General features: G+C 67.9%; 27 protein-coding genes. 14 read left to right on the top strand and 13 right to left on the bottom strand.

What is annotated here, in order from left to right:
• Positions 1–312: 312 nt before the first annotated feature.
• A complete protein-coding gene (locus tag ACWEKS_RS05100; RefSeq protein ID WP_452338884.1) occupies positions 313–810 on the bottom strand; it encodes a response regulator transcription factor in 498 nt (165 codons plus the stop codon).
• A 914-nt stretch (positions 811–1,724) separates the two neighbouring features.
• On the opposite strand from ACWEKS_RS05100, the gene ACWEKS_RS05095 reads away from it, so the two are divergent.
• A complete protein-coding gene (locus tag ACWEKS_RS05095; protein WP_452339033.1) occupies positions 1,725–2,627 on the top strand; it encodes a LysR family transcriptional regulator in 903 nt (300 codons plus the stop codon).
• Positions 2,628–2,800: 173 nt separating this feature from the next.
• On the opposite strand, the gene ACWEKS_RS05090 is transcribed toward ACWEKS_RS05095, so the two are convergent.
• Positions 2,801–3,409, bottom strand: coding sequence for an Rv1733c family protein (locus ACWEKS_RS05090; protein WP_452338883.1), 609 nt, complete (start codon positions 3,407–3,409; stop codon positions 2,801–2,803).
• A gap of 358 nt (positions 3,410–3,767) precedes the next feature.
• Between ACWEKS_RS05090 and ACWEKS_RS05085 the strand changes: the two genes are divergently transcribed.
• From ACWEKS_RS05085 to ACWEKS_RS05075, 3 genes are all read left to right on the top strand, one after another.
• Positions 3,768–4,172: an STAS domain-containing protein gene (locus ACWEKS_RS05085; protein ID WP_452338882.1), complete on the top strand. Its 405-nt coding sequence runs from the start codon at positions 3,768–3,770 to the stop codon at positions 4,170–4,172.
• 153 nt (positions 4,173–4,325) lie between these two features.
• Positions 4,326–4,853 (top strand): ATP-binding protein, encoded by a 528-nt coding sequence (locus ACWEKS_RS05080; protein ID WP_452338881.1) that lies wholly within the window; start codon positions 4,326–4,328, stop codon positions 4,851–4,853.
• 30 nt (positions 4,854–4,883) lie between these two features.
• Positions 4,884–5,033, top strand: a complete 150-nt coding sequence (locus ACWEKS_RS05075) for a hypothetical protein (RefSeq protein WP_452338880.1) — start codon at positions 4,884–4,886, stop codon at positions 5,031–5,033.
• Positions 5,034–5,042: 9 nt separating this feature from the next.
• Here the strand turns inward: ACWEKS_RS05075 and ACWEKS_RS05070 are convergent, their stop codons facing one another.
• The 4 genes from ACWEKS_RS05070 to ACWEKS_RS05055 all read right to left on the bottom strand — a co-directional run bounded on the left by ACWEKS_RS05070 (position 5,043) and on the right by ACWEKS_RS05055 (position 8,043).
• Positions 5,043–5,792, bottom strand: a complete 750-nt coding sequence (locus tag ACWEKS_RS05070; RefSeq protein WP_452338879.1) for a metallophosphoesterase family protein — start codon at positions 5,790–5,792, stop codon at positions 5,043–5,045.
• A 21-nt stretch (positions 5,793–5,813) separates the two neighbouring features.
• Positions 5,814–6,068: a BON domain-containing protein gene (locus ACWEKS_RS05065; RefSeq protein ID WP_452338878.1), complete on the bottom strand. Its 255-nt coding sequence runs from the start codon at positions 6,066–6,068 to the stop codon at positions 5,814–5,816.
• Positions 6,065–6,622, bottom strand: a complete 558-nt coding sequence (locus tag ACWEKS_RS05060; RefSeq protein ID WP_452338877.1) for a hypothetical protein — start codon at positions 6,620–6,622, stop codon at positions 6,065–6,067. Before ACWEKS_RS05060 ends, ACWEKS_RS05065 begins: the two co-directional genes overlap by 4 nt.
• 293 nt (positions 6,623–6,915) lie before the next feature.
• The gene (locus ACWEKS_RS05055; RefSeq protein ID WP_452338876.1) at positions 6,916–8,043 is read right to left on the bottom strand and encodes a glutamate--cysteine ligase 2; all 1,128 of its coding nucleotides are present in this window, start codon (positions 8,041–8,043) and stop codon (positions 6,916–6,918) included.
• Between the two features lie 246 nt (positions 8,044–8,289).
• Here ACWEKS_RS05055 and ACWEKS_RS05050 point away from each other — a divergent pair, with 246 nt between their 5' ends.
• Complete coding sequence (locus tag ACWEKS_RS05050; RefSeq protein ID WP_452338875.1) at positions 8,290–8,658, top strand: ANTAR domain-containing protein; 369 nt, start codon at positions 8,290–8,292, stop codon at positions 8,656–8,658.
• Positions 8,659–8,833: 175 nt separating this feature from the next.
• On the opposite strand, the gene ACWEKS_RS05045 is transcribed toward ACWEKS_RS05050, so the two are convergent.
• Entirely contained in the window at positions 8,834–8,989 is a 156-nt protein-coding gene (locus ACWEKS_RS05045; RefSeq protein ID WP_452338874.1) for a hypothetical protein, read from the bottom strand.
• A gap of 260 nt (positions 8,990–9,249) precedes the next feature.
• Here ACWEKS_RS05045 and ACWEKS_RS05040 point away from each other — a divergent pair, with 260 nt between their 5' ends.
• Complete coding sequence (locus ACWEKS_RS05040) at positions 9,250–10,020, top strand: RNA polymerase sigma factor SigF (RefSeq protein ID WP_452338873.1); 771 nt, start codon at positions 9,250–9,252, stop codon at positions 10,018–10,020.
• Between the two features lie 68 nt (positions 10,021–10,088).
• Here the strand turns inward: ACWEKS_RS05040 and ACWEKS_RS05035 are convergent, their stop codons facing one another.
• The 4 genes from ACWEKS_RS05035 to ACWEKS_RS05020 form a co-directional block, all read right to left on the bottom strand.
• The gene (locus tag ACWEKS_RS05035; protein ID WP_452338872.1) at positions 10,089–10,520 is read right to left on the bottom strand and encodes a hypothetical protein; all 432 of its coding nucleotides are present in this window, start codon (positions 10,518–10,520) and stop codon (positions 10,089–10,091) included.
• Between the two features lie 14 nt (positions 10,521–10,534).
• Complete coding sequence (locus tag ACWEKS_RS05030; RefSeq protein ID WP_452338871.1) at positions 10,535–11,494, bottom strand: DoxX family membrane protein; 960 nt, start codon at positions 11,492–11,494, stop codon at positions 10,535–10,537.
• Positions 11,495–11,574: 80 nt separating this feature from the next.
• Positions 11,575–13,524: an aconitate hydratase gene (locus tag ACWEKS_RS05025; protein ID WP_452338870.1), complete on the bottom strand. Its 1,950-nt coding sequence runs from the start codon at positions 13,522–13,524 to the stop codon at positions 11,575–11,577.
• Positions 13,525–13,538: 14 nt separating this feature from the next.
• Positions 13,539–13,829, bottom strand: a complete 291-nt coding sequence (locus ACWEKS_RS05020) for a hypothetical protein (RefSeq protein ID WP_452338869.1) — start codon at positions 13,827–13,829, stop codon at positions 13,539–13,541.
• Positions 13,830–13,964: 135 nt separating this feature from the next.
• Here ACWEKS_RS05020 and ACWEKS_RS05015 point away from each other — a divergent pair, with 135 nt between their 5' ends.
• The 3 genes from ACWEKS_RS05015 to ACWEKS_RS05005 all read left to right on the top strand — a co-directional run bounded on the left by ACWEKS_RS05015 (position 13,965) and on the right by ACWEKS_RS05005 (position 17,980).
• A complete protein-coding gene (locus ACWEKS_RS05015) occupies positions 13,965–14,735 on the top strand; it encodes a beta-phosphoglucomutase family hydrolase (RefSeq protein WP_452338868.1) in 771 nt (256 codons plus the stop codon).
• Positions 14,732–17,038, top strand: a complete 2,307-nt coding sequence (locus ACWEKS_RS05010) for a glycoside hydrolase family 65 protein (RefSeq protein WP_452338867.1) — start codon at positions 14,732–14,734, stop codon at positions 17,036–17,038. The genes ACWEKS_RS05015 and ACWEKS_RS05010 overlap by 4 nt, the downstream gene beginning before the upstream one ends.
• Positions 17,039–17,473: 435 nt before the next feature.
• Positions 17,474–17,980 (top strand): nitroreductase family protein, encoded by a 507-nt coding sequence (locus ACWEKS_RS05005; protein WP_452338866.1) that lies wholly within the window; start codon positions 17,474–17,476, stop codon positions 17,978–17,980.
• A gap of 61 nt (positions 17,981–18,041) precedes the next feature.
• Here ACWEKS_RS05005 and ACWEKS_RS05000 read toward each other — a convergent pair whose 3' ends face one another.
• Positions 18,042–19,343, bottom strand: a complete 1,302-nt coding sequence (locus ACWEKS_RS05000; protein ID WP_452338865.1) for an MFS transporter — start codon at positions 19,341–19,343, stop codon at positions 18,042–18,044.
• Positions 19,344–19,567: 224 nt separating this feature from the next.
• Between ACWEKS_RS05000 and ACWEKS_RS04995 the strand changes: the two genes are divergently transcribed.
• The 4 genes from ACWEKS_RS04995 (at position 19,568) to ACWEKS_RS04980 (ending at position 23,383) form a co-directional block, all read left to right on the top strand.
• Positions 19,568–19,978 (top strand): DUF6153 family protein, encoded by a 411-nt coding sequence (locus ACWEKS_RS04995; protein WP_452338864.1) that lies wholly within the window; start codon positions 19,568–19,570, stop codon positions 19,976–19,978.
• Between the two features lie 99 nt (positions 19,979–20,077).
• Positions 20,078–21,637, top strand: coding sequence for a multicopper oxidase family protein (locus ACWEKS_RS04990; RefSeq protein ID WP_452338863.1), 1,560 nt, complete (start codon positions 20,078–20,080; stop codon positions 21,635–21,637).
• Between the two features lie 33 nt (positions 21,638–21,670).
• A complete protein-coding gene (locus ACWEKS_RS04985) occupies positions 21,671–22,327 on the top strand; it encodes a TetR/AcrR family transcriptional regulator (protein WP_452338862.1) in 657 nt (218 codons plus the stop codon).
• A gap of 105 nt (positions 22,328–22,432) precedes the next feature.
• The gene (locus tag ACWEKS_RS04980; protein WP_452338861.1) at positions 22,433–23,383 is read left to right on the top strand and encodes an alpha/beta hydrolase; all 951 of its coding nucleotides are present in this window, start codon (positions 22,433–22,435) and stop codon (positions 23,381–23,383) included.
• Between the two features lie 135 nt (positions 23,384–23,518).
• Here the strand turns inward: ACWEKS_RS04980 and ACWEKS_RS04975 are convergent, their stop codons facing one another.
• On the bottom strand, positions 23,519–24,511 hold the full coding sequence (locus ACWEKS_RS04975) for a sigma-70 family RNA polymerase sigma factor (RefSeq protein WP_452339032.1): 993 nt from the start codon (positions 24,509–24,511) through the stop codon (positions 23,519–23,521).
• A gap of 170 nt (positions 24,512–24,681) precedes the next feature.
• Between ACWEKS_RS04975 and ACWEKS_RS04970 the strand changes: the two genes are divergently transcribed.
• Positions 24,682–25,284: a dihydrofolate reductase family protein gene (locus ACWEKS_RS04970; RefSeq protein WP_452338860.1), complete on the top strand. Its 603-nt coding sequence runs from the start codon at positions 24,682–24,684 to the stop codon at positions 25,282–25,284.
• Positions 25,285–25,495: the final 211 nt, after the last annotated feature.

Genomic DNA, 25,495 nt, shown 5'->3' with positions numbered 1-25,495 from the left:
CGGCCCGGCGGCCGGCCGGCCCGGCGGCGCACCGGTGCGGATCCGCCGGGTCGCGGCGGAGTGGAGCGGAAGGGGCACAGGCGGATTCAGTTCACGAAGATGTCAGCTCCCGGACGGCGGATATCAACGCGCACAGCCGTTTTGGGGACTACGCTGCAGATCGGCAGTGACACCGGGTGCCCGTCCGGTACTGCCCGGGTGGGTCTCGTCGGTATCCCGAGGCATGGTCCCGAATAGTTGATGCCGCCGGAATCCCATCCCCTGCCCGGCGGCGTCGCCTGGCAGGGGTCTGTCGGTTTCGGCGGCCGCGGTTCAGGCCGCGGCGTAGGGCCTGGGATCCGGTGTGGTTTCGTGCTTGGCGTCGGCGCTCGCGCCCGGCGCCCGGTGGGCGCGCAGCCGGAAGGCGATGCATTCCAGCAGTTCGCGGGTATGCACCGGCAGGAGCAGGCATTCCGAAGCACCCGCGGTCAGGATCGTTTCCAGGGATTCGGGATTGTGGTCGGTGCTGAGCGCGATGATGGGCGCGGTGGTCCGCGCGCGCAGCTCGCGGCACAGCTCGGCCGCCGCGACATCTGGCACCGCCCGGTCCAGCAGGATGACATCGGGTTTCAGGCGGTCCTGGGTGCGCAGGGCCTGCCGTCCGCTGGCGTTCTGGAAGGTGTGGTAGCCCGCCGCGGCGAGCACCAGCACCGTGATCTCGGCGACGGCCGGATTGCTCTCGACCACCAGGATCTTCGCCGGCGCGGTGGCCCGCTCACCCTGTGGTGAACGTGCGTATGCCGTTGTTGTCGATTTCTGGACTCTGTTCATGATTGCGGTCCTCCGCTCGGCGGGATCCCCCGACCCATGCCGTCAACCGTCGAGCGAAACATCACCACGTGGGCAATTCGTTCCGACTTTGCCCTTGGTGCAATCGACGGAACCCGACGCTATCTCGTTGCCCGTCCGTTATGCCAGGAAAATGCAGGAATTTGCCGAATGATCGCTGAAGTCTTCTCGGCTCGGCCACTGGTCGTTCACCTACCGTACACTTCGAATTCACTGCCTGGTTGGCTTTGTGACCAGGTGCAATGGTGAAGGCCCGAAGCGGATCGCCCGTTCGGGACCGCTATCGGCGGGATTATCCGCTCTCGCCGGGCGACCACGGCACGACGCTGCCATAGCGGATCAATTGCCCGTAGTGCTGCGGCCCGGCCGGTTTCAACGCGAGCTCGAGTAGCTGTGCGGCGGCCTGCGCCGGAGTGGGTGCGCGGGTGACGTCCCACCACGGTGCCGAAGTTGTTGACCTCCGCGTAGTCGGCGACGATCCGGCGCGGGTCGTCGTCGGGTCCGACCCGCATGACGGCATTGCCGAACACGATGTCGATGCCGCCGTGGCGGTTTCGCAGTTCGGCGGCGAGGCGGTCGGCCGCGTGCGGGTCGGCCACGTCGAGGAGTTCGCCCCCGGACCTGGGCGCCGCCGGCGGGCAGGCTCTCCACGGCGTGCATCACCCGGTCCGGGTTCCGGCCCATGAGATAGACGGTGTCCGCCGGGCTGAGCCGCTGAGCGAGCCCTTCGGTCAGCGCCGGCCCGAGGCCCTGGGTGGCGCCCGTGACGAGAGCGATTGCGGGGCTTGTCATTCGGATCCTCCGATCGTGCGTATCCGGCTCATGCCAACCAACGCTGGAAAGGGCCAGGGCATGTGGCCAGCGAGAATCACTCAGAGGTGGTATGCGTGAATGTCATGGCCTTCGGTGATGCGTCCCTGACCGCGCTGCGTGTCTTCCGGGAGGTGGCCGAACGTGGAACGCTCACCGCCGCGGCGACCGCGCTCGGGTACACCCAGTCGGCGGTGTCGCGGCAGATCGCCGCGCTGGAGCGGGCGGCGGGCACCGCGCTGCTGCAGCGGCGCCACGACGGGGTGCGGCTGACACCCGCCGGGCAGGTGGTGGCGCGGCGCGCGGCCGCGGTGATCGACCAGATGGATGCCACCGCAAGGGAATTGGCCGGACTGCCGGAGGATCGGGCCAGCGTGCGGTTGGGCTGGTTCCCGACGGCCGGGGCCTGGCTGGTGCCGCACGCGCTGGCCGAGTTGCGGCGTACGCATCCGGGGATCACCGTGATCACCCGCGAGGGCCGCACGCCCGCGCTGGTCCGGGCGCTGCGCGCGGGCACGATCGATCTCGCGCTGGTGTCCTCGGCGCCGCCGTTCCGCCCGCTGGACGGCGAGACTCCCGCCCTGCTGACGCAGGTCCTCGCGGAACGCCCACTGCTGGTGGCGGTTCCAGCGGACCACCCGCTCGCGCGGGGCGACTACATCGACGTGCGCGACCTGCACGGCCGGCACTGGATCGCGGGCTCGCACGGTGAGCACGCCATGGGCGTCTGGCCCGGGCTCGGCGAACGCCCCGAGATCGTCCACACCGCCCACGATTGGCTCGCCAAACTCCAGCTCGTCGCCTCCGGCGCCGGGATCACCACCATCCCCGCCTCCGCACGCCCGGCCCTGCCCGCCGGCGTCCGGGCCCTCCCGGTCCGGGGCGGCCCCACCGAAACCCGCCGACTCCTGCTGGCCCGCCTGCCCACACCCATGCCCGACCCGGCCGCGTGTCTCGCTGCCGCCCTGCGCACCGCCGCTCTGGGCTGACACCCGCCCGGTACGGGTATTGGTGCGGGTGGCTTTCATTCCCGTTGCAGCACTGCGCCTCCGAGGCGCGGCCGCCTGACTCCGACACTCCGAACGGTCAGAGGGCTTCGAGGATCATGGCGTTGGCCTGGCGTGTGCAATTGCCTGGGCATCGCCTCGCGCGAGTGCCGGAGTCAGGACGGTTTGTTGTGTCCGATCCCCGGGGCGAAGTCTCGCCATTCGCGCGCCCAGGCGGCGTGGTGGCGGTGCAGGAGGATGCGGTCGGCACAGCAGACCAGAACGGTTGCGCCGCAGCAGGTTGCGATCACTGTCAGGATGGCGGTGTCGATGCCCTGGACCACCGCGTCGGACGTGGGCCGCGGCGCGGTGGTGGCCCGCCCCGAGGAGTCCAGCCACTGGGTCACGGTGCTGCCCCGCTTCGCCGAGTTCGGGACGACAACCACGGCGATATCGTTGCGGCCGTGGATATTCCACGCCACGGTGGCCTGCGGCGGTCCGGACGCCACCACCCCCTGGCCGACCGGAACCGCGATGCCGAGGGGATCGGAGACGACCGTGGCCGTCACAGCGGTCTTGGCGGCGTTCTCGGCGCGGATGTGCGCGCCGGTGGTGGTGGCGGCCGAGATTCCCATGACGACCGCCAGCGGAACGGATGCCACGGCCACGAGCACCGCGACCATCCGCCAGGCCGCCTGCAGACGGTCCGAGGAACGCATCAGCCGATTGCGGCTCCACGGAGCGGTCCGGTGGATCCGAATGGGTAGCGCCGCCGAGCGCGGCATCGTCGTTCGCCTCCTGCCTCGATGGATCAATCGCGGCCGAGAGCATGCGCGAGCTGAGCCTTGGACATGCTGGAGCGGCCCTTGATATTACGCTGCTCGGCCTCGTTGTAGAGCTGGTCCCGGGTGAGGCCCCGGGGACCCCGGTGTCCATTCGATGCCGCGATACCCGGACAGGGCATGGTGAAACGGGCCGGGAGTAGCCACCCCGGTGGTCCGGTGGCAGACTGAATCCAGGTTGAGACTCCAGCCGATCCCGATCCCGCATGCCTTCTCACCGTTCGAGCGTGTTGTCGATACGACCCGCGCCCGAACGCTCTGTCGTCGAGCGGATCGGCCACTCCCTGCTGGGAGGTATGTCATGTCAACGGTGTCCCTCGCACATAGCCTTGTTGCGAATGAGATAACCGGCCGCCGCTCGCGCCGCACGCCCAATGGGAACGGACGGCCGACCGCTGGGACCGGAATCACCGATTGCCTCATCATCGCGGTCACGGGCGAGCTCGACATGAACGGGTTGCCCGCGTTCCGGACCGCGCTGTCCGTCGCCGTCGATGCCGCGCCGCCCGTGGTGATCGTGGATCTGCGTCGTACGCGATTCCTGAGCGTGCGCAATGCGGTCGTGTTGCTCGATGCCGTTCAGCATGCCACCCGGTGTGGTGTCGGCATTCTCGTACCGAACGCGCCGCGCGCGGTCGAACGAGTACTCGACGTGACCGGGGTCAGGACCCTGGTCCATCGCGAGCAGGACCTGTCGAGCAACTGATCGGCAGATCCGGCCCGGGCCCGCTGTCGACCGTGCACGAGCAAATACCCGATCGATGAGTTCCGCCGGTTTCCCGACCGCTTCGCGGGGTACGCGATGAACGAAAACGGGGACCGATCGCAAAACGGGATTGATTCGATGGGGTGGTGACCGATGAGTGAATCGCCACAGGGTGACAGGATCGGCGACGGCCGAGCGCCGAGCCCGCTATTCACCGACCGGCAGAACAACGGTAAGGCGCACCGGTTCACCGACTCCGCAGCGCTGGAGTCACCCGCTCTGACCGGTCGGGTGGCACTGCGCATCCCGGCGGTCGCCGGGCAATTGGCGATGCTGCGCGCGCTCGCCGAAACCATCATGCTCACAGCCGATTTCACGATCGACGTGGTGACCGATGTGCGGGTCGCACTGGACGAGGTGGCGACGACATTGATCGCGGCTGCTGTGCCGAACGCCTCGATCGAGTGTGATTTCCGGTTCGACGAAGAGCGGGTCCGGGTGCGCGTGGGCGCGGTGACCGGGAGCGATGCCGGATTGATCGAGCACAGTTTCGGCTGGCATTTCGTGGAAACGCTGACCGATTCGATCGCGGTGAGCAGTGCGGAATTCGACGTGGTGCAGTGCGGGTACCCGGTCGTCGTGGAGCTCACCCGGCTGCGTGGGGAAACTCGCCCGGGATGACGAGGGCAGGAATCGTCCGTCCGGCGCCCGGTGGACGTCCTGGCGGCGCTCGGAATCCTCGGCGCGGCACTGTTCTTCGGCGACAGCATGATCGCCCCCTATATCTCGGCCGACGTCGCCGACTACTTCCGGCTGCCCCGCCACCGCACGGTGGTTCTGGGCGAGCGGATCGAGGTGTGACGCCGCGGGTCAGCTGGACGCGCGGGAACGGGTGGCGGGCACGGGCGGGGCCGGGTGGAGCTCGTAGACCGCGTACGCGGTGCCCAGCACGGGCTGGGCCACATTGCGGACCGGTATCCCACCGGGCGTCTCGCCGTGCTCGGTGCCCGCATGGGCGTGGCCGTGCAGGGCGAGGTCGGCGCCGGCCGTGTCCATGGCCTCACCGAGCAGGTAGGAACCGAGGAAGGGATAGATCTCGCGGGGCTCGCCGGCGAGGGTGGCCTCGATGGGCGAGTAGTGGGTCAGGGCGATACGGATATCGGTGTCGAGCGCACTCAGCGCCGTGTGCAGTGCGTTGGCGAGATCAACGGTGTGCGAGGCGAATTCCCGCATCAGGGGTTCGCCGAAGACGCTCGCGCACCGGCCCGCGAAGCCGCCGCCGAAGCCTTTCGTGCCGGCGATGCCGAGCATCGTCCCGTCGATGCTGAAAGCGACGCCCGTGCCCTCGAGCACCACGATTCCAGCATCCGCGAGGACGGCGGCGACCTCCTCCGCCGCATCCCCGTGATAATCGTGGTTGCCGAGTACCGCCGCAACCGGGATGCCGAGCCCGGAGAACTCACGCGCGGCGACCTGGGCCTCGGCCACGGTGCCGCACTTCGTCAGATCCCCGGCGAGGAGCAGGACGTCCGCGTGCCGGTGCAGGTCCTCAAGCGCGGGACGGTACAGGCCCTGGGAATCGGTGCCCACGTGTACATCGCCAACGGCCGCTATCCGCATGTGCCACTGTCCTTTCCCGGGTCACGTCCCGAGCGTTTCGATGGTCCCGGGTGTCCTCGGCGGGGTCACGCGGACCTCGTTGCGGATTCGGGATTCGGGAAGTTGTTCGCGTACAACGAGTTCCACCTGCCGCCGGCGCTCCTCGGTGGTCACCGCGCCGGTCAGCACCACGACGCCGGCCTGCAGCCGCACCTGGACGCCGAGTTCGGAGGTCCGGGGATCCTCGGCCAGCGCTCGATGGACGTGCGCCGTGTCGTATTGCGGGAATTCGCTCATGACGGCACTCCGATCACCTCGAGGTCGGCCAGCAGGCCGAGGAACGCGCGGGCGTAGGGCGAGTGCCGGGTCTGTGCGCGCACCTCGGTCCAGTCGACCTGCTCACGCAGGTCCCGGGCGATTCGGAGCAGCGGCGCCAGGTCCAGTCGGTGCGCGTCGAACACCAGCATCTTGTCGATCATCAGATCGGTTCCGCTGATGACCGGCGCCACCGCGGACCCGATGCGCATGACCTCGGCGCGATCCAGCATCTCGTCGGTGACCTCGCGATCGCTGGGGCGGTAGATCAGGTCGATCAGGACGTCCCCGTCGTATGCCTTGGTGAGCCAGTCCTCCGGGGCGTCGGCGATGCGCAAACCGCCCGCGACCAGGGCGCTGCGGGCCCGGGAGACATCGGCGGGCTTGATGAACAGGTCCACATCGTGTTCGGATGCCGGACCGCCGCGGGCGTACACCGCGCACCCACCGGCCACCGCGAATCGGATATCGGTCTGCGCGAGCGTGTTCACCGCCCTGGTCAGCGCGTGCAGCAGTTTGTCGACGGAGGTCGCCATAGTGGCGCGATACCCACTTCGGCCTCGATGAATCACTCGGGCGTGGCCGCATCCCGCGCGGTCGGTCGGACTGAAGCCGTTGCACCGTTCGCCGTAGAGGCCTTCGGTGATCAGGTGCGGCTACCGGCCGCGCACGAGTGCGCCGAGAAACAGGCCGTGCATCCGGGCGCGTCGGCAGAGCAGCAACGCCCAGCCCGCCGCGTCTCGCGGAATCCGGACCGAAATCCCCTGGCCTGCAACCGAACAGGCCGGGGACTTCGTGGTGACAGCGACCTCCGGCGATGTGATCGTTCTCAGGTAGGCAGGTTGACGGGGTGCCGGTGGCAGCCCTCCAGGGTGGCATTCGCCAGCTCGGTGATGACATCGCCGACGTCTCGACGTATCCGGAAGGCCCCGAGTTGGCGACGCGCGCCATTGCCGCGGGCGAGTACGGTCCGGAGGGTGCTGGTGACGAAGTCGCGGTCACCCAACTCCTCGAGTGCCGGCCCGACGTGATCGACGAGTTCGGCGAGTAGCGCGCGAACCGGCATGACACTGCCGTTCATAGGGTAGACACCGTTGCCGTCGATGCCCGTACGAGCAGCCTTCCAATACGCCGCGCGCAGCAATTCATGCTGGACCGCAGGTGCGATGATCCCTTGCTCCAATGAATTTCGCGCGGTCATTACCGTGGCTCGCACCAGGGTGGCGAGCAGGGCGGTCTCCTCGACCGTGGCGGGGATGTCGCTGACCCGGATCTCGACGGTCGGATAGTTCAAGGACGGGCGGACGTCCCAATACACCATCGTCTCGTCGAGAATGGAGCCGCTCGAAATCATCATGGCGACCAGGGCGTCGTAATCCTCGGTCGACGTGAAATAGGGTGGAGGTCCGGCGCTGGGCCAGCGTTGCCACAGAATGTTTCGCCAACTGGCGAACCCGCTGTCGACGCTGCGGTAGATCGCGGAATTCGCGGTCAGTGCCAGGAACAGCGGCAACCAGGGGCGCACGAAATTGCTGACCTGGAGGGCTGTTTCTCGATCCGGAACCGCGACGTGGACATGGCAACCGCAGAGCCCCTGCTCATGGGCGAGCAGGCCGAAATGTTGCTCGATGCGCCGGTATCGGGGTGTGTCGGTGAACGGGAACTGGTGCGGAACGGTCGGCGGAATGGCCACCGCGAGCAGACGAGCGCCGTTCTGCTCGGCGCAGGATGTCACACCGAGGCGTAACTTGCGCAATTCCTGAATCAACTCGGCCGTGCTGGAGTGCACGCGGGTATTCGTCTCCACCTGGCATCGAGTGAGTTCCAGCTTCAGGTCGATCCCGCTCTCGGCGGCGGTCCGTGCCACCTCTGCGTTGTTCGCTGCGGGCGCACCCGTCACAGGGTCCGCAAGCAGGAATTCTTCCTCAACGCCGACGGTCGACTGTGCCGGGTCCATTGCCATGAGGTTACTCGCGAGTCCCGTCTCGCTCGTCCGGAACACCATGGAAAGGCCGTGTTGGGCCTGTTTCCCGGGAATGACCGGGTGGGCGGATAATCGCGGTGTGACAGAGGGCGGCGATATCTCACCCGAGGGCACCCGGGCGTTCGAATCGGTGATGGGTGTGGGGAGCCGTTCTGCAGTCGTCACCGCATCGTCGACACCGCCGGAGAAGTGCACGACGTACTGGTCGTGGGTGATCAAATGCTCGACGAAGCAGGCCAGGTGGTCGGAACTGCCGGGTACTACATGGACATGACCGAGACGCTCGCCGAGCACAGCCGGGAGACTCTCGACGACCGGCTGCCGGAGTTGTACGCCGCGCGAGCGGTGGTCGAGCAGGCCAAGGGCGCGCTCATGCTCGTCTACGGCGTCAGCCCGGATCAGGCGTTTCGCATTCTGATCTGGCGGTCTCAGGAAACCAATATGAAATTGCGCCTGCTCGCGACCCAGCTGGTCGCGGACCTGCCTTCGATCGCCGATTCGAGCGCCGGGCTGCGGACGAGGTTCGACCATCTGCTGCTGACGCTCCACGAACGTGCTCGATCCACGCCATTCGTCGAAGGCTGTTGATTCCACGGTGTTTGGTGTCTTCTGCCTCGCAGAACGGGTGTGTGGGGTAGCAGTATCCCCTGGCCTGCAATCGAAATCGATGAGGTCAGGGGATGTCGGGTGTTGCGCTGATGTGTGCGATCGCCGGCTGCATGTGTTCGTCCGGTTTACGAAATGTTCTGCGGCGAACGGTGCGTCACCAATAATGGGAGCGACCGCCGATCGGGCGGCCGGCCATACCGAGCAGCCAGGCGACTGCGCCGACGAGCATCAGGACAACGCCGACGGTCGTCAGGATCGAGAGGCCGAAAACAATTCCCACGATCAGCAGAATTAGGCCCAGGATGATCATGATTATTCCTTTCTACGCGATTGAGGCATCCTGGCTGTTCCCGGTGTACGAGCGCTCAAACTTGGATTACCAACATTTTGCTGAACAGCGAAATACCTGCTGTCGCAGCGCTTTGATCAACTGATGCGGGAGTTGCGCGTGATGCCGGCGGGTATGCGCCTGACCTGGTAATTTGCAGCCAATTGCAAAGAAGGCGTTCAATGGTGCGAGAACTGGGTACCCCATCTTCATGCAGTTCAGCCGAATACGGGGTGATTCCGATGACGGGTGACAGCTACGACGATATCGAGCCGCTGCTCAAACAACTGGCTGTAGCCGTCGAAACCGATGCTCCCGAGCGAAGCGCCTTGCGAGAGGAAGCGATAGATCGCTGCCTGCCGCTGGCCGATCACATCGCACGCAAGTTTTCCGGTCGCGGCGAAGCATTCGAAGACCTGCTCCAGGTCGCACGGCTCGGGCTGATCCAATCCATCGACCGTTTCGATGTGTATCGCGGCTCCCGCTTCCTGTCCTTCGCGGTCCCGACCATCATGGGTGAGGTCCGCCGCTACTTCCGGGACAGCACCTGGGCCGTGCGGGTGCCGCGGCGAATCAAGGAGACCCAGGTCCGGCTGGGCACCGCCATCGAGATCTTGGCCCAGCGCCTGGGCCGGATGCCGAAGGCCCGCGAACTGGCCGCCGAGCTGGAGGTCGATCCGGAAGAGCTGACCCAGGCGATGCTGGCGTCCAACGCCTACCAGAGCGCCTCATTGGAAGCGGCCTGCCCGGATGACGGGGAGAACACTCCGCTGGCGATGCTGGACGCGCTGGGGGACGAAGAGGCCGGCTACGAACACGTGGACCAGCTGCTCGCGGTCCGGCCGCTCATCGCCCAGCTGCCGGATCGGGAGCGCCGGGTCCTGGTGATGCGATTCTTCGAGTCGATGACCCAGAATCAGATAGCCGCACGCCTCGGCGTCTCGCAGATGCAGGTATCGCGCATTCTGGCCAAGACCCTCGGGCAGCTCCGCGCCGAATCCCTCGCGAATTGAGCGGGTGACCGATCTCGCCGGGGCGGTGACCGATCTCGCCGGGGCGGCACGGCTCGCCCCGGCGGATGTCAGAAGCCGACCAATCCCGAAGCCAGGTCCGGGAATTGGATCGCCTGCACGGCCGCGTCGCGGACATCCGGGCAGGCGGCCGTGGTGGTCTGGTCGATGACCGAGCGATTGCGCATCACCGCGAAATTCACGCCGTTGTTGCGCAACGCCCAATCCTGAACGGTGGCATTGAATTTCAGTCGTGCCTCGGTGGGGCCGTCGGCGCGCCACTTGTCGACCTCGGACCGGATCATGTCGCAGAGCCGCTGCGCGGCATCCGCGGTGATGGTGGGCCCGCCGGACGACTGCCCGGAGGGCTGCGGCGCACCGGTTCCCGGAACGCCCGGCGCGGTGCTGTTCGCGCAGCCGGCGGCGACGGCGACCGCCGTCGCCGCCGCGCACAGCCACAAACCCGTTCGGGCCGTTCGGGATACGACGTGCTGAGACGTCATGGTGTCGGCTCCCGTCATCGTGTCCGGCCGGCGGCGTCGCGAGCCGCGTCCGCCGCCCGCTCACCGCGTTCCCGCGCGGCCCGTGCGAGCCGGCCGCCGCGCTCGCGCGCGGTGGTGGCCAGCTGTGCGCCCTGCTCCCGCGCGGTTCCGGCGAGCTGTGCCCCGTGCTCCCGTACGGTGTCCGCGAGCGGCCCGCCGTGTTCCCGTGCGCTCTCGGCGAGGTGGCCGCCGTGCTCGCGCGCCGCATCGAGGAGATGGCCGCCGCGTTCGGAGGCGGTCCTGCCCCACTGGGCGCCGACATCACGGGTGGTCTCCGCGAGCTGTTCGCCGCGGTGCTGTGCGGCCTCGGCGAGGCGCTCGCCCCGATCACGCACTGCCGCAACGAGTTCGGGACCATGCTCGCGGGCGGACTCGGCGAGGCGTTCACCCTGCTCCCGTAGTGTCGCGGCCAGTTCCGGTCCGTGTTCCTTCGCGGCATCGGCGAGCTGGGCGACGCGATCGTGGGCCGGGCCGGTTTCCGAGTGGAGCTTGTCGAGGGCGCGACGGCCGCGCCAGCCGAGCGAGGGCTTGCCCTGCCGATCGGTGGAGGCGATCAGCAGGCCGCCCAGCAGGCTCATATCCTTCAGCAGCGCAGTGCGTTTCGCCGCGCGCCGCTCCGGGTCCTCCTCGCTCCAGTATCCCGGTTCGGACAGCGCCGCGGGGACCACGGTCGCGGCGAGCACCGCGGTGGACAGCCGCGGCAGCTTCCCGAGCGCCAGCAGCACACCGCCGCCGATGCGGACCGCCGCATTGATCCGGACCACGCGCCCCGGATCGCCGGGCAGGTACTTCGCCAGCTGCGGTGGGAGCTTCTGCTCGCCCTTCTGCACTGCGGAGGTCGCGGTCTTGACCCGGGGATCCGGATTGGTGAGAGTGTCGATTCCGTCGACGACGAAGACGGTCGCGAGCATGGGGTGGGCAATTCGCCGCAGCATGGTGGGCTCCTTTCCGGAAGACTTGCCTTACGTGGGCTCGACGTTGTCGCTGTTCCCGGCACACCTCTCTTCCATGTTGGTTACGCGCGTTGCGCCAGGCGGGGTATCAGGCCGCCGGCCAGGACGTCCTGTACCTGTCGTGGCGAAAGACGATGCCGGACGGTGAAAGTCGTTTCCTTGCTCATGTTGAGCACCTGCAATGTCGTCCGGTGCGCGATCTCGCCCGGATCGTCGATGCGCAGGAAGTCGTCACGGTCGATGCCGTCGTAGTCGGCGGGATCGGCGAATTCGAGTGCCAGGACACCGAAGTTGGCCAGGTTCTGCCAGTGGATGCGGGCGAAGGATTTGGCGATGACCGCTCGCAGTCCGAGGTAGCGGGGGGTGATCGCGGCGTGCTCGCGGGAGGAGCCCTGACCGTAGTTCTCGCCGCCGACGATCAGATGGCCGGATTCGGAAACCCGTTGTGCCCGTTCCGGATAGGTCTCGTCGATCTGGGTGAAGGTGAACATCGCCAGCTTGGGGATGTTGGACCGGAAGGGCAGGGCCCGTGCTCCGGCGGGAGAGATCTCGTCCGTCGAGATATTGTCGCCGACCTTCAGCAGCACCGGCCCCTCGATCCGTTCGGGCAGCGGGGCCAGGGGCGGCAGGCTGGAGATATTGGGCCCTTTCACCGGCCGCACCTGCCGGGCCTGTTCCGGATCCAGTGGGGCGACCAGCATCATGGTGTTGATCGCGGCGCGTGCGGGCAGATCGAGCTTCGGGTAGTCCATGCGCACGGTGCGCGCCCACTCCCGCGGATCGGTGATCACGCCGGTGAGCGCCGACGCCGCGGCGGTTTCCGGCGAGCACAGCCAGACCGAGTCCTCCTTCGTGCCCGAGCGGCCGGGGAAGTTGCGCGGCATGGTGCGCAGTGAGTTGCGACCCATGGCCGGCGCCTGGCCCATGCCGATGCAGCCCAGGCATCCGGCCTGATGGATGCGAGCCCCGGCGGCCACCAGGTCGGTGACGGCCCCCATCGCGGTCAGATCGGTGAGGATCTCCCGCGAGGTGGGGTTCACGTCGAAACTGACCTGTGGCACGGTCTGCCGCCCGGCCACCATGGCGGCCGCGATCGCGAAATCGCGCAGGCCGGGATTGGCGCTGGAGCCGATCACCGCCTGCGCGATATCGGTGCCCGCGACCTCGCGTACCGGCACCACGTTGCCGGGCGAGGACGGCTTCGCGATGAGTGGCTCGACGGTGGACAGGTCGATCGAGTCCTCGAGGTCGTAACCGGCGTCGGCATCCGCGGCCAGCTCGACCCAATCGTTCTCGCGTCCCTCCTCACGGAGGAAGGCCTGTACGGCCGCGTCGCTCGGGAATACCGTTGTGGTGGCCCCGAGTTCGGCGCCCATGTTCGCGATCACATGGCGATCCATCGCTGACAGACTCGACAGGCCCGGGCCGTGATACTCGATGATGCGGTTGATCCCGCCGCTCACGCCGTGGCGGCGCAGCATCTCGAGAATGACATCCTTGGCCGAACACCACTGCGGCAGTTCGCCTTCCAGCCGGACACCCCACACCTGGGGCATCCTCAGGTGCAGCGGCCGACCCGTAATCGCCAGCGCCACTTCCAATCCGCCCACTCCGATGGCCAGCATGCCCAGCGCACCGGCCGCCGGAGTGTGCGAATCCGAACCCGCGAGAGTCTTGCCCGGTATCCCGAACCGCTGCATGTGCGTCGGGTGCGATACACCGTTGCCCGCCTTGGAGAACCACAGGCCGAAGTGCTGGGCGGCCGTGCGGAGATATTCGTGGTCCTCGGCGTTCTTCTCATCGGTCTGCAGCAGATTGTGGTCGACGTACTGAACGCTGACCTCGGTGCGCGCCCGCTCGAGGTTCAAGGCCTCGAGTTCCTGCATCACCAAGGTGCCGGTGGCGTCCTGGGTCAGTGTCTGGTCGATCCTGATCGCGATCTCCGCACCCGGCGTCATCGCACCGGACACCAGGTGCGACTCGATCAGTTTCCGAGCCAGATTCGCCGACATGGTCGCGGGCGGGTCTAGGAGGTGGCGGCCTGCGGTCCGACCACGAAGGTGGCATTACCCTTCGCGTCGAGGCCGGCGTCGAGAATCTTGTCGTCGAAGAATTCGGCGGCCTTGCGGTCCATGAAGACGCGGGCTCCCTCGGCGGTCAGCACCTCGTCGTCCTGCGACGGCTCGGCGGCGACGGCCAGGTGGAAGCTCTGGGCGTCATCGGGGGTGGAGATCCGCAGTCCGGCGTCCTGCGGCGCGCCTTCTCCGGAGGTGATATCGCGAACTGCCTCGACGGCAGTGGGGGTGAGCATCAGCATGTTTTTCGCCTTTCCGCTGTCGTGAGCGCCGGCCGGACTGCCGGCAGTCGGTCGAGTAACCGGGAGAATCACCGCGAAACATCTCGCGCCGGGGGAATCGTGTTTGTTCGAGGTTGCCGCGGGTACGGCACCGGTATGGACCACGACGACCGGGACACCGGGACCCGCCTGGGGCTGCCGGGTGCGATCAGCGCGGTGTTGTTCGACATGGACGGCGTGCTGACCGACTCCGCCGGGGTGCACGAGCAGGCGTGGAAGAGCGCTTTCGACGACTTTCTGCACCAGCGCTGCGGCGCTGGATTCCAGCCCTTCTCGGAGCGGGACTACGAACTGTACGTGGATGGGAGACCTCGGTTGGACGGAGTGCGCGAATTCCTGAAGTCTCGGGACATCGAGCTGCCCGAGGGCTCCGACGAAGACGGTCCCGACGCGCAGACCGTGCATGGCATCGGTGAGAAGAAGAACGAGCTCGTGCACACGCTGATCGAGCGAGAAGGCGTGCGCGCCTTCCCCGGGTCGGTGCACTATCTTACCGCTGTGCAGCGGGCCGGTCTGCGGATCGGCATCGTATCCTCGTCGGCGAACGCCGCGGCGGTGCTGGCCGCCACCGGTCTGGATCGCTACGCCGAGATCCGCATCGACGGGAACACGTTCGAGGAGCGTGGGCTGCCCGGCAAGCCCGCACCCGATGGGTTCCTGGCGGGCGCGGACGCCCTGGGCGTCGATCCCCGGGCCGCGGCGGTGTTCGAAGACGCGGTCGCCGGAGTGGAGGCCGGCCGCGCGGGCGCGTTCGGATTCGTCGTCGGCGTCGACCGCACCGGCGACCCGGACCATACCGATCAGCTGTACCGGGCCGGAGCCGACGTCGTCGTCCACGACCTGGCCGACTTGCAGGAATCCTCATGAGTGATGCGAGATTCGAAGTAGCGCCCTGGGAGTTGCGTTGGCGCGGGCTCGATCTCGATGCGCTGCAGCGCACCGAATCGATCTTCGCGCTGTCCAACGGGCACATCGGCCTGCGCGGCACCCTCGACGAGGGCGAACCGGTCGGCAAACCGGGCACCTATCTCAACGGCTTATACGAATCCCGGAAGATGCCGTACGCCGAAGCCGGATACGGCTATCCGGCGGAGGGCCAGACGGTCGTCAATGTGACCGACGGCAAGATCATCCGATTGCTCGTCGAGGACGAGCCGATGGATCTGCGCTACGGCAATACGGTCGAGCACGACCGCGTCCTGGATTTCCGGTCCGGCACCCTGCGCCGCTCCACCGTGTGGACCTCGCCGACCGGCCGCCGCGTGCGGATTCGTTCGGAGCGCCTGGTGTCGTTCACCGAGCGGGCGCTGGCGGCGATCCGCTACGAGGTCGAGCCGCTCGATGGCGATCTCGAGGTGGTCGTGCAGTCGGATCTGCTCGCCAATGAACCGGATCCGGTGAAACCGGACGATCCCCGCTTGGCCGCGGCGCTCGATCACCCGCTCGTGGGGGAGTGCGCCGTGGCGCGCGACCTCTTCGCGGTGCTGGTCCATCACACCCGGCGGTCGCAGCTGCGCATGGCGGCCGCGATGGACCACGAGTTCGATGTCAGGGTGGCCACCCGCTGCGATGTGCGCGCCGAGGACGACCTCGCCCGGATGACGATCGCCGCGGGCGTACCCGCGGGGGATCGCCTGTGCCTCACCAAGTTTCTGGCTTACGGGTGGTCGGCGCGGCGCTCGGCGTCCGCGCTGCGGGCCCAGGTGGAGGCCGCGCTCGCGGCCGGGCTGGAGATCGGCTGGCAACAACTGCTCGACCGTCAGCGCGCCTATCTCGACGACTTCTGGGCGCAGGCCGACATCGAACTGGACGGCCCTCCCGAGCTGCAGCAGGCGGTGCGATTCGCGCTGTTCCATGTGCTGCAGGCGGGCGCGCGCGGTGAGGCGCGGGCGATTCCCGCGAAGGGCCTCACCGGTCCCGGATACGACGGCCACGCATTCTGGGACACCGAAACCTATGTGTTGCCGGTGCTCACGTACACCATGCCGATGGCGGCGGGTGACGCGCTGCGCTGGCGGCACTCGACCCTCGGGCAGGCGCGGCAGCGGGCCCGGGAGTTGGGGCAGGCCGGGGCGATGTTCCCGTGGCGGTCGATCAACGGTGAGGAGGCGTCCGGGTACTGGCCGACCGCCACCGCGGCCGTCCACGTGAATGCCGATATCGCCGACGCGACCGCCCGCTACCTGGACGCGACCGGCGACGAGCAGTTCGAGACCGACTGCGGTGTCGAGCTGCTGGTCGAGACGGCGCGGCTGTGGGTGAGCCTGGGCCACGACGACTCGGCCGGGGACTTCCGCATCGACGGCGTGACCGGTCCCGACGAGTACTCCGCCCTGGCCGACAACAACATCTACACCAATCTGATGGCGGCTCGGAACCTGCGCGAGGCCGCCGAATCCTGTACGCGGCGGCCCGATCTGGCCGAACGGCTCGGTGTGGAGCTTGCGGAACTCACCCGCTGGCGTCACTGTGCCGACTCCATGTATCTGCCCTACAACGACGAACTCGGGGTACACGAGCAGTCCGAAGGGTTCACCCGGTACGCCCCATGGGATTTCGCCGCCACCCCGCCGGAGAACTATCCACTGCTGCTGCACTACCCGTATTTCGATCTGTATCGCCAGCAGGTGGTCAAACAGGCCGACCTCGTGCTGGCAATGTACCTGTGCCCCAACGCCTTCGGTCGCGATCAGAAGATCCGCAACTTCGAGTACTACGACCCGCTGACCGTCCGCGATTCCTCACTGTCGGCGTGCACCCAGGCCGTCCTCGCCGCCGAGATCGGTCACCTCGCGCTCGCCTACGACTATTTCCGCGAGGCCGCGTTCACCGACCTGCACGACCTGCACCACGATGTCGCCGCAGGCATCCACATCGCCTCGGTCGCAGGTACCTGGATCACCTGCGTCGGCGGCTTCGGCGGCATGCGCGACCACGACGGCGACCTCGGCTTCGCCCCGCGCCTCCCGGAGCAGCTGAATCGGCTGTGCTTCCGAATCCTGTGGCACGGCAGCCGGATATCCGTCCACATCACCGCTGAGTCGACCACCTACCGGCTCGAATCCGGCGACAGCGTCACCCTGACCCACCACGGCCGCCGTATCACCCTGACCGACAGCCCGGTGGAGCTACCCAACCCGACGGCAGCCGCGGGCGCAGCTGCGGAATAGGTTCCGATGGCCCGGGCTCCGGAAGCGGATCCGGCGGCGCCGGAATCGGTGGTCCGGGTGCGGGGAAGGGCACGGGCGGCGCGGGTTCCGGAATGGGCTGCCCCGGCTCCACCGGCGGGATCGGTTCCGACGGCCGGATCGGCGGAACCGGAACAGCGTACGGTCCGGCACGGAGATCGAGATGTACAAGTTCCATACCGCCCGCTTACCCGGCACGGGCGAGGGTAAGCGGCAAGCGGGGAGAAGAAACGAACATTCGGCGGAAGGGAACCGCTTCCGCCGCGCCCGGACCGAGAGCCGCACGAGCGGCGCACCGCCGGTTCACCGGCTATCGGGCATGATGCGTCCCGTTCGGTGCAGGTGCCGATGTTCGGCGGGTACCCGGACATCGGGTCGGCAATCTCCGCGCACCGCTCGAACCGATAGGGTTGCCGAGTGGATGAAGCGATCCGGGGACTGCGGGCGGTGCGACATTTCCGGGCGGATCCCGTATCGATCCCCGTGGTCGAGCGCATCATCGACACGGCCCGCTGGACCGGCTCCGCGCGCAATCGGCAGCCCTGGCGCTTCGTCGCCGTCACCGATTCGGCGGCGCGGGGGGAGCTGTCCCGGCTCGGCGGCTATGCCGTCCATCTGGCCGCCGCGCCCCTGGTGCTGGTCCTGGCCTCGCAGGACAACGGCTTCGCCGACACCGAGTTCGACATGGGCCGGCTGACCCAGTCGCTGTGTCTGGCCGCCGCCGGACAGGGGCTCGGCAGTTGCCCGACCACCCTGTATCCCGCCGAGAATGTTTCTCGCGCAGCCGAATTGCTCGAGCTCGCGCCGGGATGGCTGCCGCGGCATGCCATCGCCCTCGGGTACCCGGATCCGCTGCCGGCGGGTGCGCCGAATGCGATTCCGAACGGCAGGCTCTCGGTCGGTGAGCTGCTGACCTGGAAGTAGCGGTCGATGGATGCACGCCGCCGCGCCGCCCGGAAGCTGGGCGGCGCGGCGATCGGGATGGTCAGGCCGCGGTGGCGAGTTCGGGTCGCTGGTCCGCGGTGGCCTGCGGGCGAGGCTCGATGTGCGGGGGAATTACCTGCTCCGGGTCGTGGCGAGGCCACATCCGGTGGGCGACCGCGATTCCCACGGTGGCGAACACCGCCAGCGTCACCCAGGTGGTGGTGAATCCGGTTGTGGTGGTGAGCCATCCGGTGACCGGGTAGGTGAGTAGCCAGGCCAGGTGCGAGAGCGAGAACTGGGCGGCGAAGACGGCGGGGCGGTCGGCGGGTTGCGAAGAGCTGCGCAGCACCTGGCCGGTCGGGGTCAGGATCGCGGCAGTGCCCGCGCCGACGGTCGCCCACACCGCGATGGCCGCGCCCCACCGCCAGTCACCCGAGCCGGCGAGCGACAGTTCGATGGCCGCGCCGAGACCGGCCAGCAGGATAGCCGCGCCCGTGAGCATGACCGGTCGAGCGCCGATGCGATCGAGCACCCGGGGGAGCGACAGGGCCACGAGCATGGTGCCGAATCCATTGGCCGCCAGCAGCATTGCCACTCCGGTCTGAGTGCCGCCGAGGGTGTCGCGGACGTAGTTGACCGTGTTGACCATGATGATCGAGCCCGCGGCGGCCACCACCAGGTTCAGGCCGAGCAGCCCGCGCAGGCGCGGCGTCGCGGCGAAGATCCGCAGGCCCACCGTGATCCGCTCCCGGAACGAGTCTCCGCTGGTGGCGGTCGCGTTCGGGATCCTGGTCGCGATGACCAGTGCGGCCGAGACGGCGAATCCGATGGCGGTGCCGGCGAACAGCCAGTGGAAGCTCATGATCGTCAGCGCGGCGGCCGCGAGCATCGGGCTGAGCAGGGTCTCCATGGTGGCGGCCAGCTGCGCGGCCGAAAGCGCCCGGGTGTATTCCCGCTCATCGGGCAGGATGTCGGGGATGACCGCCTGATAGGTCGGTGTGTATGCGGCGGAAGCGGTTTGGAGGACCGCGATGAGCACGTAGATCTGCCAGATCTGGTCGATGAACGGCAGCGCCAGGACGACGGCGGCGCGCGTGAGGTGCAGGGCCGTCAGGAAGGCCCGGCGGGGAAAGCGATCGGCGTACGCGGCCACGATCGGCGCGACCGTGACGTAGACGAGCATCTTGATGGTGAGCGCGGTGCCGAGGACCGCGGCGGCACCACCGCCGGCGAGGTCGTAGGCGAGCAATCCCAGTGCGACGGTGGTCAATCCGGTACCGAAGAGCCCGGAGACCTGGGCGGTGAACAGGCGCAGGTAGTCGCGGTTGCGGAGGAGCGAGGTGAGCATGGGCGCGGAACGCATCGGAATCACTTCCTGGAGACGGGCTGGGGCGGGTCGCGGGGGCGGGGACAGTCGCATTCGCACATCTCGTGGCTCCTCGGTGGGTGGATGGTTCGACATGGGAGAAGTTAATACCCCACGGGGGTATGTTCAAGTCTGTGTGCTGTGATGCGGGCCACCGTGCGTCAGGCTCCTTGCCAATACCCCCGGGGGGTGGCGGGTCAAGTCGGGCTATGCTGGCTGACGTGGCTGATCAGCGCGTTGCGCCGCGAGTGACCGGATACGTCCGGCTGCTCGGAGTGCTGGCGCTCCTGTTCGGGATCGCCGCTATGCACGCGGGTGTGTTCTCGGCGCACCACAGCACGCCGGGTTCCGAGATGTCCTCGGCGACGATGGCGATGCCCTCCGTCCCGCAGCCGGGACCCGACGCGGGAATGCACGGCGACAAGCCCGGCGGGCACGGGCTCACCCACGCCTGCGAATTCTTCGTCCTCTCCGCCGTGACGGTCGCGATCGGCCTGGTACTGCTGCACTGGGCCGGAGACCGGCCCCGTGACGCCCGCCCACCGAACTTCCCGGCCCGGCGAATCCATCGAGCCCGTCCACCGCCGTGGACGGTCCCCACCCTGGCCGAACTGTCGATTCTGCGGATCTGACAGGTCCGCCGCGCCCACCGGTCGCGGCCGACTTCTTGATCCCGGCCGCCGCCGACCACCGCGTGGCGTGCCCCACATTCGACCAACCAGGGAGAAGCCATGTCCTCCAATCGATTTCCACTCGCGTCGCCACTGAGTCGGCGCGGATTCCTAGCGCTCGGAGCGGGTGCCGCGGCCGCCGCGACGCTGGCCGCGTGCACGAAGAACACGACAGCCGCGCCCAGCCTCGTGCAGCCCGATTCCGAGGCGGTCCGGGCCGCCGAGGCCGCGCGTCGCGCGGCCGGCGCCACCGTCCGCGACGTGACATTGCGTGCCGAGCCGACCACCGTCGACCTCGGTGGCGTCCAGGTGCCGACCTGGGCCTTCGGGGGCACGGTGCCCGGCCCGGAAATCCGCATCGCCAAAGGTGAGGTGGTGCGCGCCAACGTCATCAACGCGCTTCCGGCGCCGACCACGGTGCACTGGCACGGCATCGCCCTGCGCAACGATATGGACGGCGTCCCCGATGTCACCCAGGCGCCGATCGCGGCCGGAGGCAGTTTCGGTTACGAGTTCACCGCGCCGGACTCCGGCACGTACTTCTTCCACCCGCACGTCGGGGTGCAACTCGATCGAGGCATGTACGCGCCGCTCATCATCGAGGATCCGGCCGACGGCCGCGACTACGACACCGAAGCCGTTGTGGTGCTCGACGATTGGCTCGACGGCGTGAACGGGCGTGACCCGGACAAGGAGTTGCAGGCGCTGCGGGACAAGGGCATGGCGGGCATGGCCATGGGCGCGATGCCGGGCATGAACCACGACGGCATGACCATGGGCTCGGGCGGAATGTCCATGCCCGCCGACCCGAACGCGCCGCTCGGCTCCGACGCCGGCGACGTCACCTACCCGTACTTCCTGATCAACGGCCGCCTGAGCAGCGACCCCGCCGTCGTCACCGCGCGACCGGGGCAGCGCATCCGGCTGCGGATCATCAATGCCGCCGCGGACACGGCGTTCCGGGTCGCCGTCGGCGGACATCAGCTGCGGGTCACCCACACCGACGGTTTCCCGGTGCGGCCGATCACCACCTCCAGCCTGCTCATCAGCATGGGCGAACGCTTCGACGTCATCGTCGAACTGGCGGACGGCGTCTTCCCGCTGGTCGCCGCGGCGGAAGGCAAGACGGGCCGCGGATTCGCGCTGATCCGCACCGGCGGCGGCACCCCACCCCCGGCCGACGTGCAATCGGCCGAACTCGCGGTGGCGCCGCTGACGGCCGATCGCCTCACCGCCGCGGAACCGGTTCGCCTGCAGGCGAAGCAGCCCGACCAGACCCTCGACGTCACCCTCGGCTCCGACACGAAGAAATACATCTGGACCATCAACGGCAAGGCCTACCCCGACCACACCGCCCTGAATGTCTCCCAGGGGCAACGGATCCGCCTGCGCTTCCGCAACCAGACCATGATGTACCACCCCATGCACCTGCACGGCCACACCTTCCAGCTCGTCAACCGGGCCGGATCCGGGCCGCGCAAGGACACCTCCATCGTGCTGCCCATGCAGACGGTCGAAGTCGACCTCGACGCCGACAACCCCGGTCAATGGATGCTGCACTGCCACAACGCCTACCACGGAGAAGCGGGCATGATGAGCATCCTGTCCTACGTGCGCTGAGCTCGCCGCCCCGCCGCGGGTAGGTTCATCCGCATGGCCCGTACGACACCGTCCCAGTCCGAGGAAGCGGACACCGAGCCCGGCACTCCGGGGCCCGCGGGCTACCGGCGATCCACGGGTTCGGCCCGCGGTACCGCCCGGCGCGACGACCTGCTCGACCGGGTCACCGACGATCTCGCGGCCAACGGCCTGGTGGATTTCTCGCTGCGGCGGGCGGCGCGGGCGGCCGGCACCACCCACAAGGTGCTGCTCTACCACTTCGACGGCGTCGACGATCTGCTCGCGCAGGCGATCGTGCGATTGCGGGACCGGCGGATCGGCGCCGCCTTCGCGATACTCGACCGGCAGCAACCGACGCTGTCGGCGCGGGTGCGGGCGCTGTGGCCGGTGCTGGTCGACGCGGAAACCGGGCTGCGAGTTCTCGATCAGGCCATCGGACTGGCGATGTACGACCCGCAGCGGCATGCCGCACTGGGCCGGGAGGCCTCGAAGCAGTATCTGCCGCTGTTGCTTTCGCTGTGTCCCGTGGCTTGGCCGGAGCGCCGGAAGCGGGAGGTGGCCGAGCTGATCCTGGCGGCCCTGCGTGGCTTCCTGATCGACTGGCTGACCAGCGGGGATACCGCCGGAGCCGAGACCGGGCTCGAGGCGCTGTCCCGCGCCCTGGACCGGGAAGAGGCTGCCGTCGAATAGCTCTGTCCCGCACGGTATTACAGCGGGAGTCCTCGCCGTTGACATGAAGTGAACCAGGTGGTTCACTTCTTGGTATCCAGGACCCACCGAAAGGCCGGTGTGCGAATGTCCATCGAACGTGAGAAGCGTCGCTTCACCAGTGGCAGTGACGAATGCGTGGCCTGGCATTATCCAGGAACCAACGGCGCCTGCGTGATCATGGCCGGAGCCATCGCGGTCACCAAGGAGCCAGGCGCCGACCGTTTCGCCGAACGGTTCCATCAGGCCGGATTCACCGTTCTCGCCTTCGACTATCGGCACCTCGGCGACAGCGGCGGCATGCCCCGCCAGCTCGTCCGCATCCGCGAGCAACTCGACGACTGGCGGGCTGCCATCGAATTCGCCTCGGCCCTACCGGAAGTCGACCCGGCCAAGCTAGCCCTGTGGGGCCACTCGCTGTCGGGCGGCCACGTCCTGAACATCGCAGCGCATCACCCGGGCGTGGCGGCCGCGATCGCCCAATCGCCTCACGCCGATGGACCCGCGATCTCCCGCAACGCCTCTCGCCACCAGAGACCCCTCGCCCTGCTGCGCTTCACCGCCCGCGCCCTCCTCGACATCGCCGCCGGTCTGGCCGGCAGGTCACCCCTGCTGATTCCTCTGGTCGGCGCCCCGGGAACCGTCGCGGCCCTCACGACACCGGACGCCCCGGACATGCCGCATGCCCTCGACCCGCACGGCAGATACCCGGCCTGGCAACAATCCGTAGCCGCCCGCTCGGCCCTCCGCACCGCCCTCTACCGGCCCGGCCGCCACGCCTCCCACATCCACTGCCCCCTCCTGGTCATCGCCTGCAACCAGGACCGATCCGCCCTCACCGCCCCCGCACTCCGCGTCGCCGCCCGAGCCCCACGCTCAGAGCTCGTTCGCGTACCCGGCGGACACTACGCAACCTATCTCGAAGCCCACGAAGAGACTGTCGAAGCAGAACTGTCCTTCCTGCACCGACATCTCCTCACCCCGCACCCGACCAGCGACGTCACGGCCGGCCAGCCCGGAGCCGGTACCCACCCTTGACCCGTATCGAATTTCACTGTCACCAAACCGATTTCACACAACAACCCGCTCCGAACGCTGCTCCCGGCCAACCATGATCATCACGCCGCGGCTCGAGCGGACTCGAGTCAGCGTCCAACTCTCAGCGAAGCCGGTCTACTGCGCACTCGGGAGGTATTGCGGCAGTCCGAATGTGGGGAGGACAGTGCTTTCGAAGCGGGTCATGGCGCCGATTCGGTCGCCGGCCAGGGTGAGGACGAAGAGGCCGGATCCGTGGATGCCGATGGAGGGGTGTCGGTAGACCCCGAAGGCCGGCTGACCGTTGGCTCGCGTCGGCACCAGTTCGAATCTCTGTGCCGAGCCGAAAATGAGTGCGAAGAAGCGGGCCACGAGGTCTCGGCCCTGGTATTCCAGCGGCATCGGTGGCATCGACATGAAGACGTCGTCGGTCAACAGAGCCACCAACGCGTCGATGTCGGCAGCTTCGTAGGCGCTGACGAACTTCGCCACGATCGCGTGCTCGGCAGGTGAGTCGCCAGCGGGCGGCTGCTCGCGGGCAGTGGTCACCGGCAGTCGGCGCTGCATTCCCGCACGCGCGCGTTTGAGGGCGCTTTTGACCGATTCGACGGTCGTGTCCAGCATGTCGGCTACCTCGTTCGCGTGGAATCCGAGGACGTCGCGCAGGATGAGGACGGCGAGCTGGCGAGGCGGCAAGATCTGCAGGGCGGTCACAAAGGCCAGGGAAATGGATTCGGTCTGCTCGTAGCGCGCCTCCGGACCGAGCGGCACACCGATCGCACTGTCCAGCAGGTCGTCGGGATAGGGCTCGAGCCAGTGGATTTCGCCGAGTCCAGTGGGTTCCGGTAGTTCGATTCCCGGGATGTCCCACTGCTTCGCGGGACGTCGGCGAGCAGAGCGCAGCGCGTCGAGGCACCGGTTGGTGGCGATGCGGTAGAGCCAGGTGCGAAGTGAGGCGCGCCCGTCGAATCGTTCGAGACCTCGCCAAGCGGCGAGCATCGTGTCCTGGAGAGCGTCCTCGGCATCCTGAAACGATCCGACCATCCGATAGCAGTGCACCTGTAGCTCGCGACGGTGTGGCTCGGTCAGCGCTCGGAATGCCTCGCCGTCGCCGGCCTGCGCCCTCGACATCAGGTCCGTTCTCGCCAACTCCACTCCCGCCACCTCATTCCTTGTGTGCAGTTCCACGCCGTATGGACGCCGGCCGAGGCGCGAACGGGGCGGTCGCGGAGCGCCTCCTTTTCCGATGCTGCGGCGTCTGGACCAGTGATAGCCGACAACATTGTCAAAGGAGCACGGAAATGGGCAAGATCGTCATCAGCACCAACGCCACACTCGATGGAGTGGTCCAGGACCCGGACGGCCAGGAAGGCTTCGAGCTGGGCGGCTGGTTCCACCAGTTCGTCGGGGGCAAGGACCTCGAAGACTGGGCCGCCAACGAGACGGAGGAACTGCTGGGTGCCGAGGCGCTACTGCTGGGCAGGCGGAGCAGTGCGTGGTTCGAGTCCCGGATGCGCGATGGCGCGGAGGTCCGCGTAAGCCGCGAGTGGGCGGACAGAATGAACAGCATCCCCAAGTACGTCGTGTCGTCGACTCTCGAACATTCTCAGTGGAGCAACACCACGGTCCTCAATGGCGATGCGGTAAAGGAGATTTCGGAGCTGAAACGGAACGTGGACGGGGAAATCCTGGTCTACGGCAGCTATCAGCTCGTGCGCACATTGATCGCACAGAACCTGGCCGATGAACTGCGGCTGGTAATTTTCCCGGCCGTGCTGGGAACCGGCCTGCGTCTCTTCGACGAGACCAGCGACAAGAAGCCGCTGCACCTGGTCGACACACGAAAGATCGGTGACGGCCTGGTGCTCGACACCTACGAATTCGTGCCAGGCCACCGGCTGTAAACAGCGACGAAGTCGCGTTCGTCGCCTCTCGTCGGCTTCGCTGCCATCGAACTCGATGTCGAACGCCGGAGAGCGGCCGGTGAACGGGCCGAGGCCCGTGTTCCGAACCGTGAATCACTGTGAGTCATCGACGAATACACCGAGCAGGCCAGGTGCCGTGGCATCGACGCGTTCACCGTGCGGCGAAGCGCGGAAATGGCGCACGCCGTCG

This window comes from Nocardia sp. NPDC004711, from assembly GCF_053601595.1.
This window is presented reverse-complemented; position numbering and strand designations above follow the sequence as displayed.

Coding starts and splice junctions, on each gene's coding strand:
- ACWEKS_RS05100 (WP_452338884.1), bottom strand. CDS start 810: ATGAACAGAGTCCAGAAATCGACAACAACGGCATACGCACGTTCACCA.
- ACWEKS_RS05095 (WP_452339033.1), top strand. CDS start 1,725: ATGGCCTTCGGTGATGCGTCCCTGACCGCGCTGCGTGTCTTCCGGGAG.
- ACWEKS_RS05090 (WP_452338883.1), bottom strand. CDS start 3,409: ATGCCGCGCTCGGCGGCGCTACCCATTCGGATCCACCGGACCGCTCCG.
- ACWEKS_RS05085 (WP_452338882.1), top strand. CDS start 3,768: ATGTCAACGGTGTCCCTCGCACATAGCCTTGTTGCGAATGAGATAACC.
- ACWEKS_RS05080 (WP_452338881.1), top strand. CDS start 4,326: ATGAGTGAATCGCCACAGGGTGACAGGATCGGCGACGGCCGAGCGCCG.
- ACWEKS_RS05070 (WP_452338879.1), bottom strand. CDS start 5,792: ATGCGGATAGCGGCCGTTGGCGATGTACACGTGGGCACCGATTCCCAG.
- ACWEKS_RS05065 (WP_452338878.1), bottom strand. CDS start 6,068: ATGAGCGAATTCCCGCAATACGACACGGCGCACGTCCATCGAGCGCTG.
- ACWEKS_RS05060 (WP_452338877.1), bottom strand. CDS start 6,622: ATGGCGACCTCCGTCGACAAACTGCTGCACGCGCTGACCAGGGCGGTG.
- ACWEKS_RS05055 (WP_452338876.1), bottom strand. CDS start 8,043: ATGGACCCGGCACAGTCGACCGTCGGCGTTGAGGAAGAATTCCTGCTT.
- ACWEKS_RS05050 (WP_452338875.1), top strand. CDS start 8,290: ATGCTCGACGAAGCAGGCCAGGTGGTCGGAACTGCCGGGTACTACATG.
- ACWEKS_RS05045 (WP_452338874.1), bottom strand. CDS start 8,989: ATGATCATCCTGGGCCTAATTCTGCTGATCGTGGGAATTGTTTTCGGC.
- ACWEKS_RS05040 (WP_452338873.1), top strand. CDS start 9,250: ATGACGGGTGACAGCTACGACGATATCGAGCCGCTGCTCAAACAACTG.
- ACWEKS_RS05035 (WP_452338872.1), bottom strand. CDS start 10,520: ATGACGTCTCAGCACGTCGTATCCCGAACGGCCCGAACGGGTTTGTGG.
- ACWEKS_RS05030 (WP_452338871.1), bottom strand. CDS start 11,494: ATGCTGCGGCGAATTGCCCACCCCATGCTCGCGACCGTCTTCGTCGTC.
- ACWEKS_RS05025 (WP_452338870.1), bottom strand. CDS start 13,524: ATGTCGGCGAATCTGGCTCGGAAACTGATCGAGTCGCACCTGGTGTCC.
- ACWEKS_RS05020 (WP_452338869.1), bottom strand. CDS start 13,829: ATGCTGATGCTCACCCCCACTGCCGTCGAGGCAGTTCGCGATATCACC.
- ACWEKS_RS05015 (WP_452338868.1), top strand. CDS start 13,965: ATGGACCACGACGACCGGGACACCGGGACCCGCCTGGGGCTGCCGGGT.
- ACWEKS_RS05010 (WP_452338867.1), top strand. CDS start 14,732: ATGAGTGATGCGAGATTCGAAGTAGCGCCCTGGGAGTTGCGTTGGCGC.
- ACWEKS_RS05000 (WP_452338865.1), bottom strand. CDS start 19,343: ATGCGTTCCGCGCCCATGCTCACCTCGCTCCTCCGCAACCGCGACTAC.
- ACWEKS_RS04990 (WP_452338863.1), top strand. CDS start 20,078: ATGTCCTCCAATCGATTTCCACTCGCGTCGCCACTGAGTCGGCGCGGA.
- ACWEKS_RS04985 (WP_452338862.1), top strand. CDS start 21,671: ATGGCCCGTACGACACCGTCCCAGTCCGAGGAAGCGGACACCGAGCCC.
- ACWEKS_RS04980 (WP_452338861.1), top strand. CDS start 22,433: ATGTCCATCGAACGTGAGAAGCGTCGCTTCACCAGTGGCAGTGACGAA.
- ACWEKS_RS04975 (WP_452339032.1), bottom strand. CDS start 24,511: ATGTCGAGGGCGCAGGCCGGCGACGGCGAGGCATTCCGAGCGCTGACC.
- ACWEKS_RS04970 (WP_452338860.1), top strand. CDS start 24,682: ATGGGCAAGATCGTCATCAGCACCAACGCCACACTCGATGGAGTGGTC.